The 15,959-nt window shown below is 40.1% G+C and carries 17 protein-coding genes; 14 read left to right on the top strand and 3 right to left on the bottom strand.

The genetic code is table 11. The annotated features are described in order from the left end of the window. Positions 1-60: 60 nt before the first annotated feature. Together MHH89_RS07545 and MHH89_RS07540 are read right to left on the bottom strand one after the other, a co-directional pair. Positions 61-369 (bottom strand): DUF4190 domain-containing protein, encoded by a 309-nt coding sequence (locus MHH89_RS07545; RefSeq protein WP_076277588.1) that lies wholly within the window; start codon positions 367-369, stop codon positions 61-63. A gap of 24 nt (positions 370-393) precedes the next feature. Further along, a complete protein-coding gene (locus MHH89_RS07540) occupies positions 394-1,173 on the bottom strand; it encodes a GNAT family N-acetyltransferase (protein ID WP_076126639.1) in 780 nt (259 codons plus the stop codon). Positions 1,174-1,360: 187 nt separating this feature from the next. On the opposite strand from MHH89_RS07540, the gene MHH89_RS07535 reads away from it, so the two are divergent. Both MHH89_RS07535 and MHH89_RS07530 read left to right on the top strand, forming a co-directional pair. Next, positions 1,361-2,581 (top strand): MFS transporter, encoded by a 1,221-nt coding sequence (locus tag MHH89_RS07535; protein ID WP_076126637.1) that lies wholly within the window; start codon positions 1,361-1,363, stop codon positions 2,579-2,581. A 39-nt stretch (positions 2,582-2,620) separates the two neighbouring features. After that, entirely contained in the window at positions 2,621-3,151 is a 531-nt protein-coding gene (locus MHH89_RS07530) for a GrpB family protein (protein ID WP_370510713.1), read from the top strand. A 10-nt stretch (positions 3,152-3,161) separates the two neighbouring features. Here the strand turns inward: MHH89_RS07530 and MHH89_RS07525 are convergent, their stop codons facing one another. Beyond that, a complete protein-coding gene (locus MHH89_RS07525; RefSeq protein WP_341086750.1) occupies positions 3,162-4,025 on the bottom strand; it encodes an AraC family transcriptional regulator in 864 nt (287 codons plus the stop codon). 257 nt (positions 4,026-4,282) lie between these two features. Between MHH89_RS07525 and MHH89_RS07520 the strand changes: the two genes are divergently transcribed. The 12 genes from MHH89_RS07520 (at position 4,283) to MHH89_RS07470 (ending at position 14,974) form a co-directional block, all read left to right on the top strand. After that, the gene (locus MHH89_RS07520) at positions 4,283-5,581 is read left to right on the top strand and encodes an alpha-glucosidase/alpha-galactosidase (protein WP_076132990.1); all 1,299 of its coding nucleotides are present in this window, start codon (positions 4,283-4,285) and stop codon (positions 5,579-5,581) included. Between the two features lie 180 nt (positions 5,582-5,761). After that, the gene (locus MHH89_RS07515) at positions 5,762-6,439 is read left to right on the top strand and encodes a M99 family carboxypeptidase catalytic domain-containing protein (RefSeq protein ID WP_076280406.1); all 678 of its coding nucleotides are present in this window, start codon (positions 5,762-5,764) and stop codon (positions 6,437-6,439) included. Between the two features lie 156 nt (positions 6,440-6,595). Then, positions 6,596-6,976: a GntR family transcriptional regulator gene (locus MHH89_RS07510; RefSeq protein ID WP_341086748.1), complete on the top strand. Its 381-nt coding sequence runs from the start codon at positions 6,596-6,598 to the stop codon at positions 6,974-6,976. Next, positions 6,973-7,842, top strand: coding sequence for an ABC transporter ATP-binding protein (locus MHH89_RS07505; protein WP_076281762.1), 870 nt, complete (start codon positions 6,973-6,975; stop codon positions 7,840-7,842). Before MHH89_RS07510 ends, MHH89_RS07505 begins: the two co-directional genes overlap by 4 nt. Beyond that, positions 7,835-8,470 carry an ABC-2 transporter permease gene (locus MHH89_RS31290; protein ID WP_405168292.1) on the top strand — a complete coding sequence of 212 codons (636 nt, stop codon included), beginning with the start codon at positions 7,835-7,837 and terminating at the stop codon, positions 8,468-8,470. Before MHH89_RS07505 ends, MHH89_RS31290 begins: the two co-directional genes overlap by 8 nt. A 17-nt stretch (positions 8,471-8,487) precedes the next feature. Next, complete coding sequence (locus MHH89_RS07500; protein WP_076126625.1) at positions 8,488-9,126, top strand: ABC-2 transporter permease; 639 nt, start codon at positions 8,488-8,490, stop codon at positions 9,124-9,126. Between the two features lie 81 nt (positions 9,127-9,207). Continuing rightward, a complete protein-coding gene (locus MHH89_RS07495) occupies positions 9,208-10,302 on the top strand; it encodes a HAMP domain-containing sensor histidine kinase (RefSeq protein WP_036676951.1) in 1,095 nt (364 codons plus the stop codon). A gap of 188 nt (positions 10,303-10,490) precedes the next feature. Further along, positions 10,491-10,907, top strand: a complete 417-nt coding sequence (locus MHH89_RS07490) for a MarR family winged helix-turn-helix transcriptional regulator (RefSeq protein ID WP_248548678.1) — start codon at positions 10,491-10,493, stop codon at positions 10,905-10,907. A gap of 62 nt (positions 10,908-10,969) precedes the next feature. Beyond that, entirely contained in the window at positions 10,970-11,182 is a 213-nt protein-coding gene (locus MHH89_RS07485) for a DUF896 domain-containing protein (RefSeq protein WP_036676956.1), read from the top strand. Positions 11,183-11,460: 278 nt separating this feature from the next. After that, positions 11,461-12,399, top strand: coding sequence for an alpha/beta fold hydrolase (locus MHH89_RS07480; RefSeq protein WP_341086745.1), 939 nt, complete (start codon positions 11,461-11,463; stop codon positions 12,397-12,399). Between the two features lie 148 nt (positions 12,400-12,547). Beyond that, entirely contained in the window at positions 12,548-14,425 is a 1,878-nt protein-coding gene (gene asnB, locus MHH89_RS07475; protein WP_341086744.1) for an asparagine synthase (glutamine-hydrolyzing), read from the top strand. 15 nt (positions 14,426-14,440) lie between these two features. Continuing rightward, positions 14,441-14,974: a putative immunity protein gene (locus MHH89_RS07470; protein ID WP_341002745.1), complete on the top strand. Its 534-nt coding sequence runs from the start codon at positions 14,441-14,443 to the stop codon at positions 14,972-14,974. Positions 14,975-15,959 lie beyond the last annotated feature (985 nt).

Below are 15,959 nucleotides of genomic sequence, written 5' to 3'. Positions count from 1 at the left end.
GCGTGTTAACTCGAAAAGGATCTCAGCAGCCGATGATGGCTATTGAGATCCTTTTCGTGGTTAGTAAGTAGAAGCTGCAAAAACAAACACAACGACGAATAATATAATAATTGCGTACATCAGCGTGCCCACAATTCCACATACCAGGCCTGCAATCGCGAGGCCTTTGCCTTGTTCATAACGATTACGGATTTCCCTCAGCGATAAGGCGGATAGAATAATCGCAATAATTCCTAACAGAAAACCAATATAAGGCACAACAATAGAGAGGATTCCCAAGACAAAACCAGCGATTGATTTGCCATTCGTCGGTGCCGGAGGGGGTGGAGGCTGATAATAGTTCAAATTGTCGTTTGGTGGATAGCTCATTAAAATCACCTCCAATAGAGTTTGTTATTGAATGTAGTTAATCCAGTGCTCTAGCTGCACACAAGGGACAAGTCCAATAGATTCAGCTAGACGAATGGACGCTTGATTTCTTTCAAGGACGTGATAGCGTGGAATAAAGCCTCGTTCTAACGTTTCTTGTATGGCTGTGCGAACTACCATTTTCGCGTATCCGTATCTTTGAAATGCTTCTAAAGTATGAACAGCGCCGATTTCCCAAATCTGCTCTTCATTTCGGAACGCTAGGCAGGTACTAACCGGATTGTCGCCCTGAAAGATTGAAACGGAAAACGCTCCTTTTTGGAAATATTCCTCAATTTCTTCCTTATTGTAATGGTTAGCAGCCCAAAGTGGAAGTAGTCTGTCGTCAAATGAATGATTGATTGACACCTCTTTGTCCTTACTATACCTTAACCCCTCAGTTGTGCTGTAAGAGAAAAACCCCCGAGTTTTTTCTAAAGAAAAATGCGCAGACAGTGCCTCTTGGTACTTCACATCCTGTAGTTTAAACACAAGCTTCGCCTGTGCTGGGAGCAGTGGTAGTAAAGCTGGAAATATATCGGGGCAGCTGTAATCCAAAAATACGATGTAATCCGCTTGAGGATATACCCTATGATCATATGCGTATGCTGTGGCTGGAAGAAGTAATACAATACCCCACTGATCACCATGCTCAACTAGATGTGTTTCCATGACTTCGTGGAAGGAGTTTAACATTTTTAACAAGCTTACATTCTTTAAGGGATTCGTTTGTAATTTGTTTATGATTCGTTCGTTCTGGTGCACGTTCATCCACTCCTAGCTCAGATTTATATATTTTACTATAAATTGTACTTATGCAGATATTTATATTTTTCCCTTTACTAATCATTAATCTATTGAAGAAGGAAGGTTGACATTGACTGTTATAATATATTAGGGAAATAAAGCTCGCTGTTTGAAGCAGCATACGTGAACGGAGGCACATAATTTCATGACACAATCTATCACAGGCGCTGCTGTTCGTGTAGGAGAAGGTCTATCTAAGCAATTCATCCTAATTCTAGCCATTGCATCAGGACTAAGCGTGGCAAATATGTATTATAATCAGCCGCTCCTAGCTGAGATAGGACGCACATTTAATGCTTCCTCTAACGCAGTGGGATATGTATCGATGCTTACTCAAATCGGCTACGCGCTGGGAATGTTATTTTTTGTTCCACTAGGTGACATTCGTGAACGCAGAACACTGATATCAGGACTTCTTATTGCTGTATCACTGTCACTAATTGGTTTCGCTACCGCACAAAACCTCACTTGGATGTATATCGCCAGCTTTGCTATCGGCATAACTACGGTGGTGCCGCAGGTCATCATTCCTCTCTCGGCTGAGTTAGCTTTACCGGAGGAGCGGGGGAAGGTTATAGGCACTGTAATGAGCGGATTGTTTTTTGGTATTTTGCTAGCAAGAACAATATCCGGAATTATAGGGGATATGTTTGGCTGGAGAGCGATGTACTGGATTGCCGCAGTAGTCATGTTATTGTTATCCCTTATTCTTTATCGGCTAATCCCGGCAACGAAACCAGACAATAATTCCTCGTACTCAGATCTGCTGAAATCAATGGGACAACTGATTCGCAGATATTCGACGCTTCGTGAGTCATCTTTAATTGGGGCTTGCATGTTTGGCGGCTTTAGTGTGTTCTGGACTTCTCTAGCTTTCTTTCTGGAAGGAGAACCTTATCACTACAGTAGCTCTATTACAGGATTGTTTGGTCTTATTGGTGTAGCAGGTGCTGCTGGTGCTCCATTTATCGGGAGGTTAGCAGACAGAATTGCTCCTAAAAAGATTGTAGGAATCCTACTGTTAATTACCTTAATTGCTTACGGATTTTTTGGTTTAGCCGGATTTACGATCTGGAGTTTGATTGCTGGAGTTATTATTCTGGATCTTGGGGTACAGGGGTCACAGGTCAGTAACCAAACACGGATATATGCACTTGAACCAGCGGCTCGCAGTCGTATTAATACTGTTTTTATGGTCAGCACTTTTACAGGTGGAGCGATTGGATCCACGCTGGGAAGTTTTGCATGGCAGCATTGGGGCTGGAGTGGTGTCTGCTTAATGGGGGGAACGCTAGTTGTAGCCGCTTTATGCATATGGATCGTATATAGAGTGATCGAGAAAGAGGATATACCAGAGACTAGCTAGAAACGGATTACAGTACCTTTTATTATACCCGGGAGGTGTTTGATCATCGCTGAGAAGACGAAAGTTATAGAGGTTGTCCCGTATAACCCAGAGTGGAAGGCAGAATTCAATAGATTAAAAGAACAGCTCTTATCTTATGTCGGAGATCTTATTATTTCTATCGAGCATGTGGGCAGTACTTCGATTGAAGGGCTAGCTGCTAAACCTATCATCGACCTTGATCTTGTGATGGACAGCTACGATGTACTCCCACAAATCATAGAACGTTTACAACAGCATGGATATGAACACCAAGGGAACTTGGGAATAGAGGGAAGAGAAGCGTTTCAAAGACTTCAGGATGATGGATTTATGAAATATCATCTGTATGTATGTCCTAAGGATGGAAAAGGCTACTTGGAGCATATCGCTTTCAGAGACTATCTGCGATCGAATACAGCAGCGCGTCAAGCGTATGCAGAGGTCAAACAACGCTTGGCAGAACAACATCGTTATGACATTGATGCTTATTGTGAAGGAAAGACAACGTTTGTTAGCTCAATTTTATCTAAAGCCATGAAAGAAACGTAAGATACATCAATCACTTGCCCGTTCGAAGATGATTTCGAAATTCACTGGGAGACATGCCGCTCCATTTACGGAACTGCTTGGAGAAGTATAACGCGTCATTGAAACCGACCGAGGAAGAGATCTGGTCGATGGTCAGCGTGCCTCCTAGCAGTTTTTTTGCTTTATCCATACGAACCTTTAATAAATATTGTTTGGGAGACATGCCGATCTTTTGTTTAAAGACTTTAGAGAGGTGCGCCCTATGATAGCCTAGAGACGATGCCATATGGTCGATACTGATCTGTTGATGAAACTGTAGAGAAATCCAACGGATCGCTTGATCGATCTGACGGTCGATAACATCCGGTAATTCTATCGATTGAGAGGGGAGCGAACTTATGTTCGCAATACCGAATTTGTGCACTAGCAGCCGCAGCCAACCCGAAGCTTCTAAGCTCTCCAGTCGAGGATAAGCAGATTGCTGAAAGGATAAACGAATATGTTCATATACTTTATGTATCTCTATTAGGTTATCTAAGTGGATTATTGGCTTGTCCCTTGTAATTCCCACTTCGTGTAGTAGCTGTTCAACCGCTTCCCCTTGTAAGGCCACCCATACATATGTCCACGGACGATCCATGTCTGCCTGATAGCTAAATAACGCCCCCGGAAAAATAACAAAGGTATCCCCCTTACTACATCCCTGCGAATTACTGCCACTTTGAAAAACACCTTCACCGTCAATTACTGTGTGAATGAGATAGTAATCATGAACAGAGGGGCCCATTTTATGGCCAGGAACGGGCTTGCCTTCTCCGCTGAATAATACAGATAGGTCATGATCATCGGGAGCCAGATTAAACCCTGCTGTAAAATGATAATGCTCTAAAGCCATTTACTTAGAACCTCCCCAAGATTGCTTTTATAATACATTTAGATTATAGGATTGAATATACAAATGCAACAAACGTCCATATATCTCTTGTATTTCTCCATACTCATTGGGACCGCTCTCATTTATAGTGATTAGTGAAGAGAGCAGACGGTTATGATCTGACATCCTAGTGTTTATAAGGGAATTATAGTTTACTCTATTCCATAAAACTGCGATGTTAATACCGTTTACCTCACCTATAAGGAGGAATATTTCACATGTCTAAAATTACATTTATCGGAGCGGGTAGCACTGTATTTGCCAAAAACGTGTTGGGAGATTGTATGAGAACGCCAGCCCTGCAAGGGTTTGAACTTGCCCTGTATGATATTGATCTACAACGCCTGAAAGATTCCGAGAATATGCTAAATAATATAAAAGAGAGCAGCGGCAGCACTTGTGTTGTGAAATCCTATACGGATCGTAAAGAAGCTTTGCGTGGAGCTAAATATGTCATTAATGCAATCCAAGTGGGAGGTTACGATCCTTGCACCATCACAGATTTTGAAATTCCGAAGAAATATGGCTTGCGGCAAACGATTGCGGACACAGTTGGCATAGGTGGGATTTTCCGTAACCTGCGTACTATTCCAGTGATGCTGGACTTTGCTGCGGATGTACGGGAGGTTTGTCCGGACGCACTCTTTATGAACTATACGAATCCTATGGCAGTTCTGACCAATGTGATGAATACCTATGGCGGTGTAAAGACGGTGGGATTATGTCATAGTGTGCAGCATTGTATTCCGGGCTTGTTCGAGCATCTGGGTATGGATCAGACAGGTGTTCAGGCTAAGATCGCTGGGATTAACCATATGGCTTGGTTATTGGAGGTTACTAAAGACGGCGAGGATTTGTATCCGGAAATTAAACGCCGTGCCGCTGAGAAGCAACAAGAACATCACGGAGACATGGTCCGTTATGAAATGATGCTTAAATTCGGTTACTACATTACGGAATCTTCGGAACATAACGCAGAGTATCATCCTTATTTTATCAAACGTAATTACCCTGAGCTTATCGAACGGTTTCAAATTCCACTCGACGAGTATCCACGCCGCTGTGTAGATCAAATTGAACGTTGGCAACAAATGCGTGAAGAATTGGTTAATAACAAAGAACTTAAACATGAACGTTCGCATGAATATGCGTCTTATATTATGGAAGCTATCGAAACTAATGTGCCTTTCAAAATAGGTGGCAATGTTATGAATACAGGTCTCATCACCAATCTGCCAAAAGAAGCATGTGTAGAGGTCCCTTGTTTAGTAGATAGAAGCGGAGTAACTCCGACCTACGTGGGAGATCTGCCTCCACAGTGCGCCGCACTGAATCGTACAAACATTAATACACAGTTGTTAACGATCGAAGCAGCGATTACCCATAAGAAAGAGCATATCTATCACGCCGCAATGCTTGATCCACATACAGCAGCTGAATTGTCGATGGATGACATTACAAATATGTGCGACGAGCTGATCACAGCCCATGGAGACTGGCTCCCGGCGTATAAATAAATTAACTAGTTAGGACTAAGGAAGCCTGAGAAATCAGGCTTTTTTTGATTGTATTTCTACGAAAAACGAATGCTATCTTTAAAAAAGACCACGTCGTTTCTTCTTGCTTATCTGTCTAGGACAACTGGGGGACATCGGAATACACATATATGGATTATCTAAATGTGGAGGTGATCCTTTATGATCGTTGAAAGCTATACCTTAGCATCGTCCACAGCTTATGCTACTCCTTATTATGTGATTAGAGGTGAGCTTCCTGGTCCTGTCTTTATGGTGGTGTCGGGGATACATGGGAATGAGACAGGAAGTATTCGTGCCGCACAGATCATTGTAGAACGTTTTAACCAGAGAAGGTTGTATATACACCGGGGCACGATCATTGTAGTACCTCTAATGAATCAAAAAGCTTACCGCAAACGGATCAGAGGTGTACCCGATTTAAATCGCACCTTTCCACGTTCTAGCAAAACAGCGGCAAAACATCCATTAGCTTCAGCTTTGCTACAGCTAGTACTAAGATATCGTCCCACCTGGTTTCTGGATCTTCATGAAGCAAATGGGTTGTCACAAAAAAATCCGAAGCGACTTGGCCAGTCGATCATCGTCACTCCGGGAAGCCGAGGAACAGGTACAGCAAAACGTGTCATCAAAGGCATTAATCGAACGATTCCCAAAACCGCTTATCATTTTAATATCCGTTTACGGGAGCGCCCCGGCTCCTCAAGGGCAGCCGTTACCCGTATATTAGGGGCTAAAGCATTTACTGTGGAAACCTGCTGGAGCCTTGATCGTGAGCTACGGATTCGCTATCAGATAGATATTGTTAGCCGTTTTTTAAAAAGTGCGGGATTATTGTGATAGAGAAAATATCTGATAACTGTGTAAGCTGGTTCTTAGATCCTAGGAATCAGCTTTTTCGCCGATACTAGAAAGTTAATTGACAACAATGGGTATAGTGTATATATTACATATATACATTGATAACACATAAACTAGGAGTGAGGGCACGATTCCATGAACATATTGATATCCAACACTTCCGGTGAACCCATCTATGCACAGATTGTCAGCCAGATCCGCCAGATGATTCTGCAAGGAGAGTTAGTGTCTGGCACCCCATTACCTTCTATCCGGCTATTAGCCAAAGAGCTGCAGATTAGCGTAATTACAACGAAACGAGCCTATGAAGAACTGGAGAGAGAAGGGCTTATCAATTCAATTGTGGGGAAAGGTTCCTTTGTTTCTGGTGCAGATCAGGAGTTTATTCGGGAACAACGGCTACGGATTATGGAGAACAAAATGAAGGAGATTATCGACGAGAGTAAAATGCTGGGGATTAATTTTGCTGAGCTTAGTGAGATGTTGAAATTGCTTTATGAGGAGGAGACAGAATGAAAGAAGTCATTCAATTGGACCAAATATCTAAAAAATATGGCCATTTTAGCCTATGCGAACTTACGTTCGGTATTAAAGAAGGGTATATCACGGGGCTAATTGGACCGAATGGGGCAGGGAAAACAACATTAATAAAAATGATGATGGGGATGGTGTTTCCTGATCATGGCAGCGTCAAGATTTTTGACCAGGAGATGTCTATCCATGAAGCAGAGAATAAGGATCGGATTGGCTATGTCTCCGATGAAAATTACTTTTACGATCAATTAACCATCGATCAGATGAGTAAGATTATTGCTCCTTTTTATAGTCGTTGGGATCAAGAAACGTATAGGAAATACATAGAGATGTTCAAGCTTTCCCCGCGGAAAAAGATTAAGGAGCTCTCCAAAGGAATGAAAATGAAGTATTCGCTCGCCATTGCCTTATCACATGGTGCAGATCTGCTCATTATGGATGAACCTACTGCAGGACTTGATCCTATATTCCGAAGAGAGTTGCTTGATTTGCTTAGTGAGCATATCCAGGATGAGAAGAAGTCTATTCTTTTTTCAACGCATAATACGACTGATTTGGACCGGATCGCGGACTATATTGTTTTTGTGAACGAAGGGCACCTAGTATTTAATGAAATGAAAGAATCTCTAGCCAACAAATACATGCTGGTAAAAGGCAATAAAGAGTTGCTTGATCGGGATGTACGAAAATGGTTCATCGGGCTTAGAGAGACGGAAGTTGGTTTCGAGGGGCTTCTGAACAATCGCTCTGAGGGGGAACACTTCTTTAGAGGTCATGCCATATGCGAAACACCTACTCTGGAAGAAATCATGTATTTTACGGTAAAGGGAAACACTTTGTATGTTTAATCTCTTGTTGCTGATTCGAAAAGACTTTATTCTCCTGCGGAATTTTATCCCTATATTTCTCTTGAGTATCTTGTTCATCGCATATGTTCAACTGGATAACTCCAGCATGTTTGCTACTTTTCAATCTTTACTGTTGCTCGTATACTCCTGTTCTATGGATGCACAGAATAACAACACAAAGTTTGTGATAGGGTTACCAGTAAGACGGCAAGAGATTATCTTGGCTAAATACTTATCACTTATTCCTTATTGTTTCATCGGTTTGGTTTGCTCTTTAGCTTTGTTACTAATTTCCTTTTCATTTGGATATTCCATTAGCCCGTTTTATTGGATAGGGGTATCTTTAACATTACTGATGATTCCTTTGGCTGCGTCTATTTATCTGCCGATTCATTATTGGCTTGGTTCCAAAAACTATTACTTCAATATCCTTTTTAATGTAGTAATAACGATTACCACCCTGAACACTGGATCTTCACTCTCAAATTCATCCTTTTTCTTAACAATTACCGACATAAAGCTTCAGGATCATCTGTTGCCGATTGGTTTGATAGGGATTGTTTATCTCTCCATATTGTACTGCTCTTATAGGATTTCTCTACGATTGTTTAGCAAGGAAGAGTTATAAGCTAAGGAGGACGTAAAGTGTATAAATCATTTTTTTTAATTCAAAAAGACTTCATTCTTCTGCGTAAATTTCTGATGCTGCTAATCCCCTTTTTTATTTTTATAGCTTACTCGAACTATCATAGCTTCAGTTTATTTACGGTAATGCCACCCATGCTGTTATTGATAAGCTCCTGCTCAATGGATACTCAGCAGATGACGCAACGGTTTCTCGTTAATCTCCCTGTAAGGAGACAAGAGCTTGTCCGTGCCAAATATTTTTCGATCCTTCCGTATGCGCTTGTTGGGCTGGCAGCCACGTCCTTTACCTATCTCCTGATTATTGTAACAGGTAAAGCCGTAACCCCTCATTTTTGGCAAGAGGTTGGTATTACGTTATCCATTTTCCCTCTCCTTGCGATGCTTTATTTACCGATTCATTACTGGTTAGGGGCAAAGGGAGCGCAAGTGGTTAATCTTGTTTTTATGATGATTGTTATGTTTGGACCGAACGTGTTTAGCTTTTTGATCCAGTGGATACCTGATGTGAACAGATGGCTGAGTTTTGGAGTGAAAGGTACGGTCATTCCCTTTATAATCCTAGGGCTGGCTTATATATTCTTGCTTAGCTGTTCATATATCATTTCTCTGCGGATTTTTGTGCGGAAAGATCTTTGATTCGAAGGATTTGAGATTTTGAATGAATTCATATACCATTGTCACTACAAAGATAAATAGTAGGGGAAGGGTATATAACCAATGCCTAAAATGATCTATAGCTTTCGCACAAAAATGATTATGCTGCTGATGGCCAGTATGCTTGTATCCGGTGGAATTACCTTTTCAATCTATAAAATTCTGCAGAGATATTATCGATCAGAGGTCTTATTAGAAAATCCATTGACTAAAGTTCGCTACTTGATGCGGGATATCGGTGATGTTAATGCGTTTTTGATTATCTTCATTCCTTTGGCCATCTTATTCTTTTTTATATTTACTAAACCATATGCAAATTATTTCAAGGAAATCTCGAAAGGGATCCATCAGCTGGCGTCGGGTGATTTCTCGGAGCGGGTGGATATCCCTTCTAAAGATGAGTTCGGCCTTATTGGCCATGATATCAATCTGGCTATTGATCATCTACAGGAAGCTATCGAGCGGGGCGACTTTGCGGAGAGCAGTAAAGATCAACTTGTATTAAATCTGGCACATGATCTGCGTACACCACTTACCTCCGTTATAGGTTATTTGGATTTTATCCTGAAGGACAATGAATTAACGCCAGAACAGACCAGACATTATACAACGATCGCTTATACTAAATCTCAACGTTTGGAAAAATTAATTGATGAGCTATTTGAAATCACAAGAATGAACTATGGTAAGCTTACGCTTGAAAAAACCTCGATCGACCTGAGTGAGCTTCTTTTGCAGTTAAATGAAGAGTTATATCCCGTTTTTGAGAAAAATGGTCTTACTTCCCGCTTGGATGTAACCCAACCTCTGAAGATAGAGGGTGACGGTGAGCTGCTGGCACGTGTATTTGAGAATCTCCTCACCAACGCAGCGCGATATGGAAGCGACGGTCAATTTATTGATATTCATGGGTATTTAGAGGAAAACGAAGTCGTTATTGAGATCATTAACTATGGAGATTGTATTGATCCGGAAGAGCTGCCGCGTATTTTTGATATGTTCTACACCGGGGATCGAGCGCGAACGCATCCCACAGGGAGTACGGGACTGGGCTTATTTATCACTAAAAACATTGTGGAACAACATGCTGGAACAGTTTCTGCACAAAGCAGTGTAGTGCGGACGATGTTTGAAGTGCGGCTTCCACAAAATAATTGAGAACGAAGTCAAGTGTCGACTGAGCAGGAGTAAAGCCGAGATCTATGTGATCTTGTGGTTTTACTCCTTTTTTAATGGTTTGGTCAGCAAACAGGATGAATGTTACGGACATTTATTTGAAATTTTTAATAAATCGTGATATCATTAGCTTGCTAAGTAATTTGTAAGGCAGTACGGAGGAAATATCTGTGATAGAAGATGAGATAAGGGAACTACTGGATAGAATATCAGCGGAAATGCGTAGAGATTATGCAGAGCTACTTAGAGAACTTAATCTTCATGTGGGTCAAGAACAGTTATTATGCCGGTTATGGAGAACAGATGGAATGACACAAATACAGCTAAGTGAACGCTTGAATTGTGAGCCTCCAACCATAACAAATATGGTGAAATCTCTTGAAAATCATGGGTTTGTTGTTCGAAAAAGAGATTCTGAAGATGGCAGAGTTAGCCGAGTGTATCTAACCCCAGCCGGACGTAATCTCTGCGAACCTGTGGAACAGATCTGGAACAAACAGCTGGATAAATTACTAGCCGGAATTATACCTGAAGAACGTTTATTATTAAGAAGACTTATGAAACAAATGGCCGATAATTTAGCTTGAATCTGGAACTAATCGCCATAACCGTTAGTAAGCTAATTAAAACTAAGAAAAGAGGAACATAGATGATTACAAGTTTGACTCGCATCAATGAATTAGCTAAGAAAGAACGTGAAGTAGGCTTGACACAAGGCGAATGGGTTGAACAGATCGCATTGCGTGAAGACTATCTGCGTGAAATTCGTGGACAAGTTCGTAACAGTCTTTCTGGCGTGACAATTTTAGATCCGGATGGAAACGATGTAACCCCTGAGAAGCTTCGTGCAGCGCGTAAATAATCAATGAACTAATAAGTGGAAACTACACCTTTAGATAACGTTAGATTAGCCTATGGTTAATCGACGGATATCTAGAGGTGTTTTTTGTTATATAAATCTTAACAGAAGCTTAATTCGTTATCCTTAGGAGCTGGTGAAAGTTAAGAATCAATTAAACTTGCGTTACAGAGGATCTAAGACTGGATTGTTAGAATGAATTAGACAAAAGATAAGAGATAACATGAAGGGGTGCAGAAGTTGGAGAAAACTAAAAGAAACGCCAAGGAAGGAAATGAAGTATGAAAAAAACATTATTAATTTTACTTAAAGTAATAGTCGCTATAGTCATACTCCTAGCACTTTTTCTGGTCATCGTTTTTACAGTCAATGTGATCAGCAATAAAGTGGAGAAAGGAAAAATAGAACCCTATGGTCAGCTTGTACCTGTCGACGGGAAAAAGATGAATGTTACCATACAAGGGCAAGGCAAGGAAACAATCGTGTTACTCCCAGGGTTTGGAACCGCATCACCAGTAATTGATTTCAAACCACTTGTAGATGAACTGACTCCTTTCTATAAAGTTATAGTAGTTGAGCCGTTTGGTTATGGACTAAGCGATATCACCACAAAAGAACGAACGGTCGACAATATCGTGAGTGAGCTTCATGAAGCTTTACAAGAATTAAAGATAGATCGTTATATTCTGATGGGACATTCTATAGCGGGAATTTACGGACTGGACTATGTGAACAAATACGAAAACGAGGTTAGTGCATTCGTAGGCATAGACAGCAGCGTACCCACACAAGGGGGCAACGATGAAGAATTTCCATCAGGAACCTATAAGCTGCTTAAAAACTCAGGATTTATGAGATTGCTGGTAAAGCTCAATCCAGCCCAAATCGTTACACCAAGTGATGATGAGGAAACTAAAGAACAAAATAGAATGATTTCACTTAAAAACATGATGAATCCTAATATCATCAGCGAAGCAGAGCATTTTAAAAGTAATTTCAAAGCCACCGAAACATTAAATTTCCCTAAAGATCTTCCTGTTATTTTCTTCCTAGTGAAAGACAATACGGATGTTCCAGGCTGGGAATCCCTGCATAAAGAACAGATTAAAGACTCCTTACACGGGAAATTGATGTTGCTTGATGGGGAGCATTATTTGCACCATACCCGATCTAAAGACATTGTCGAGAACTTTAGAAGCTTTATGGGAGAGATAAAGTAAGAATGAATGAGAAAAGCCTGCTAATTCAGGCTTTTCTTTTTTTCGTATTTTCAAATAAGTGAATCCTTTAGAAAAAAATGATAAATTTATCAAAGCAATTATGGGCACTCTATATCCTAATCTTTATTATAGGAAGGACTACCATAGTATGTGCGGAATAGCAGGAATATTAAAATATAATGGACAGCCACCACATGAAGAAACCTTAAAACAAATGACAGGGGTTATGAATCACCGAGGCCCCAATCATGAGGGAGTATGGCTCGATTCTCACATTGGACTTGGTTTTCGCAGATTGTCTGTAATTGATTTACGTGATGGTAATCAACCGATGACGAATGAAGATCGTACCCTTTGGATTGTTTTTAATGGTGAAATCTATAATTATAAAACACTACGAGATCAGTTAAAGCTAAAAGGACATCACTTTCAGACGCAATCAGATACAGAGGTCATTGTGCATTTATTTGAGGAATACGGCAAGGACTGTGTCCATCATTTACGTGGAATGTTTAGTTTTGCGATTTGGGATCTTAAGGAACAATCTCTTTTTGCTGCTAGAGATCATTTCGGGATCAAACCTTTTTATTATTACAAAGACGAAAATAATCTTTTATTTGCTTCGGAAATTAAAAGCATACTTGCAGTGCAAGGGGTACCCAGAAAGCTTCAATATCAAAGTTTATTCAGCTACTTAACTTTTCAGTATGTCCCGCATCCTGATACGATGTTTGAACACATTCATAAATTAGGACCTGCGGAGCGATTATTGGTTAACTCGGATGGTGTAATGAAGATCGAGAAATATTGGGAACCCCATTTTCAACCGGTAGAACGATCTTTAGCAGACTATGCCGAAGAAATTCAGTGGAAATTGAAAGAGTCTGTAAACCTTCATTTACAAAGTGATGTGGATAGAGGATGTTTTTTGTCCAGTGGAATTGACTCCACCGCAATAGCTGCAATGATGAGAGCAGAAGAATCAACAAAAACCTTTTCGATTGGATTTGAAGGGCTGAACAATGAAACAATCATTGCAAATCAAACGGCAGCCAAACTGGGGACAGATCATTATTTTCACATTTTATCGCAAAAAGATTTTTTTGAAAGTATCCCGAAAACGGTCTGGCATCTAGATGAGCCTGTTGCAGATCCTTCCGCTATTGCACTCTATCATCTAAACCAGCTTGCAAAAGAACATGTAACGGTTGTCCTATCAGGGGAAGGCGCTGACGAATTATTCGGAGGGTATAGAATCTATAGAGAGCCAAATGCATTAAGACCGATAACCTGGATGCCTAACTTCATAAAGGATTCGTTACGAAAATCATTATCTGTATATCCCTATCATTTTTATGGCAAAAATTATTTACTTCGGGGTCTGACACCTTTAGAAGAGCGTTTTTTCGGAAATGCTAATATTTTTAACAAAAGCGGTAAAATGAACTTGCTTCACGAATCGGTACACGCTCAGAATAGCTTTTTACATCCCACGGATATCGTTAAGCCTTTTTATGATAAGACAGCTCACCTAGATCCTACGACAAGAATGCAGTTTATTGATCTGAATTTTTGGTTACCTGGAGACATTTTATCAAAAGCAGATAAGCTGTCCATGGCACATTCATTAGAATTAAGAGTCCCGTTTTTAGATAAAGAGGTTTTCGAGACGGCTAGTAAAATACCTGTGTCCAATCGGATTGGGCAAAAAACAACAAAACTTGCTTTGCGTAAAGCTATGGAAGGAATCGTTCCGGAAGCTATTGTGAATCGACCGAAACTAGGATTTCCCGTACCCATTCGTGATTGGCTCAAAACTCCAATTTCAAATATAATGTTCGAACAAATACGCTATAGTGGCATTGAAGAAATATTCAATATGAATATCATCGAAGAAATGTTTACCCAGCATCGGAGTAATAAAGGCGACTATTCGCGTAGAATCTGGCTAATTTACATTTTTTCAGTATGGTACACTCTTTTTATAAAAGAAGACCTGAAACAATTAAATAGTGCCGTGTTGTAATGGGGGAGTGATTCGTTGAATATTGAGGAATATGCATGGAATAAACATGAACAGCAATTAAGAGAAACTAACATGTTTACTTATACTAGTCCAAAGATAAAGATTGTAGATAACCATGAATTAAGAAATCGGCTTGAAGAAACGCTTGAAGAGCTGCCGCAGAAGTTTCTGGCCAAATGGGCTTTGAAAGTAGCAGTTGAGCACCTGGATCATCTGGACCAGCAACTTGTAAATGACCCGCGGATTGATTTAGGTATAGAAACGCTAGAAAAGCGTATAACTGGTGAGATGAGAGCCTTTGATTTAAGAAAAGTTGGATTCATAGTCAATGAATTGGCCAAAGAGTCCACAACCGAGGCTAGTAAGTATACTGCCCGTTCTTTTGCACAAGCCATTGCAACTGGACATATGCGAGGACACGCTATGGTTTGCAGTGACTATGCAGTAAAACTGGTGAATTACATATCAGATCATTCTTCAGTTGCAGAGGCAGCTACTAAAGAACGGGAAAGACAATTAAGGATAGCTGAAGAGTTACTTTGTAATTGAAGGTTTAAAGATGAACATGTATGAGGATGATTATAAAAGTTAAATAATGGTAATAATTAACTTTTTATAATCGAGAGTTATGTAATCTAATGCAACAATAAAAACATGATCAGCACTTAAAGTTTTATGCGAGACTTGATGAGCTTTAAAGCTTAATACTCGTTTTAGATAATACGATTACTAAATAAGAATCAATTGCTAAGGAAAGGGCAGTTATTTTGAACAGGTTTGAACATTGATTAGATAATCATTAATAGACAGTAAATTGGCAATAATTTGAATCAAATTGGTTGGTTCCTTTAATTTATACACTACTTCCTCACAAAACCCGTATTTTGTACATATGTCTATGAATAGTATTTCAGCTTGGGAATACCTGCTTTCGTTCGTTCTTGTAGGACAAAAACTTGGTCCCATAACTTGGTCCCATTGCCGATAAAGCCCCTATTCTAGCCACAAAAAAAACTCAATTGGAGTTGTTTTCAATAATCATGCTTCTTTGTCAAACGTCACCTATTCCTTTTTAGTACTATTTCCTATTGAACGGATACTTGGGATCCCGTACCTGTCGTAAAAAAAAGTATTTAGAACTGAGAGTAACACGAGGCCTGTCACTACGTGTTGCTCTCTTCACTTTCACTTGTATATGTAAGAAAGCTGGAGTAGTACAGGATGTTAGGAAAAGATTGAAATTGGAGTGAAACTAATTTGATTATATATCCGGAGGAAAATTTAACGAGTACATTGGCAAGAGCACAGTAAAATAGCGGGTTATTTAGGAAGAAAACAGCATTCGAAAAATTCTATGCTATCGAAGATAAAAAAGTATCGAAGGATTTACCCTCTTCAATAAAATACTCATAGAGCTTAAAGTCATAAGTACTTACTGGAAAACTTGCTTCTTCCTCTTTCTGATATCACAAATATGATCGACGACCGCTTAGGCTTAGAAACAGGCAATTCTCTTACTTTAGCTCGACACTTT

The sequence above is a fragment of the Paenibacillus sp. FSL H7-0323 genome, from assembly GCF_038002725.1.
Classification (GTDB): Bacteria; Bacillota; Bacilli; order Paenibacillales; family Paenibacillaceae; genus Paenibacillus_AQ; species Paenibacillus_AQ odorifer.
Note: the sequence above shows the minus strand (reverse complement) of the source record. Positions and strands in the feature narration are given on the sequence as shown.

Bases quoted from the DNA above. Each gene is read 5' to 3' on its own strand.
- MHH89_RS07515 (WP_076280406.1), top strand. From the start codon at position 5,762: ATGATCGTTGAAAGCTATACCTTAGCATCGTCCACAGCTTATGCTACT.
- MHH89_RS07520 (WP_076132990.1), top strand. From the start codon at position 4,283: ATGTCTAAAATTACATTTATCGGAGCGGGTAGCACTGTATTTGCCAAA.
- MHH89_RS07525 (WP_341086750.1), bottom strand. From the start codon at position 4,025: ATGGCTTTAGAGCATTATCATTTTACAGCAGGGTTTAATCTGGCTCCC.
- MHH89_RS31290 (WP_405168292.1), top strand. From the start codon at position 7,835: ATGTTTAATCTCTTGTTGCTGATTCGAAAAGACTTTATTCTCCTGCGG.
- MHH89_RS07535 (WP_076126637.1), top strand. From the start codon at position 1,361: ATGACACAATCTATCACAGGCGCTGCTGTTCGTGTAGGAGAAGGTCTA.
- asnB (WP_341086744.1), top strand. From the start codon at position 12,548: ATGTGCGGAATAGCAGGAATATTAAAATATAATGGACAGCCACCACAT.
- MHH89_RS07510 (WP_341086748.1), top strand. From the start codon at position 6,596: ATGAACATATTGATATCCAACACTTCCGGTGAACCCATCTATGCACAG.
- MHH89_RS07480 (WP_341086745.1), top strand. From the start codon at position 11,461: ATGAAAAAAACATTATTAATTTTACTTAAAGTAATAGTCGCTATAGTC.
- MHH89_RS07505 (WP_076281762.1), top strand. From the start codon at position 6,973: ATGAAAGAAGTCATTCAATTGGACCAAATATCTAAAAAATATGGCCAT.
- MHH89_RS07485 (WP_036676956.1), top strand. From the start codon at position 10,970: ATGATTACAAGTTTGACTCGCATCAATGAATTAGCTAAGAAAGAACGT.
- MHH89_RS07495 (WP_036676951.1), top strand. From the start codon at position 9,208: ATGCCTAAAATGATCTATAGCTTTCGCACAAAAATGATTATGCTGCTG.
- MHH89_RS07545 (WP_076277588.1), bottom strand. From the start codon at position 369: ATGAGCTATCCACCAAACGACAATTTGAACTATTATCAGCCTCCACCC.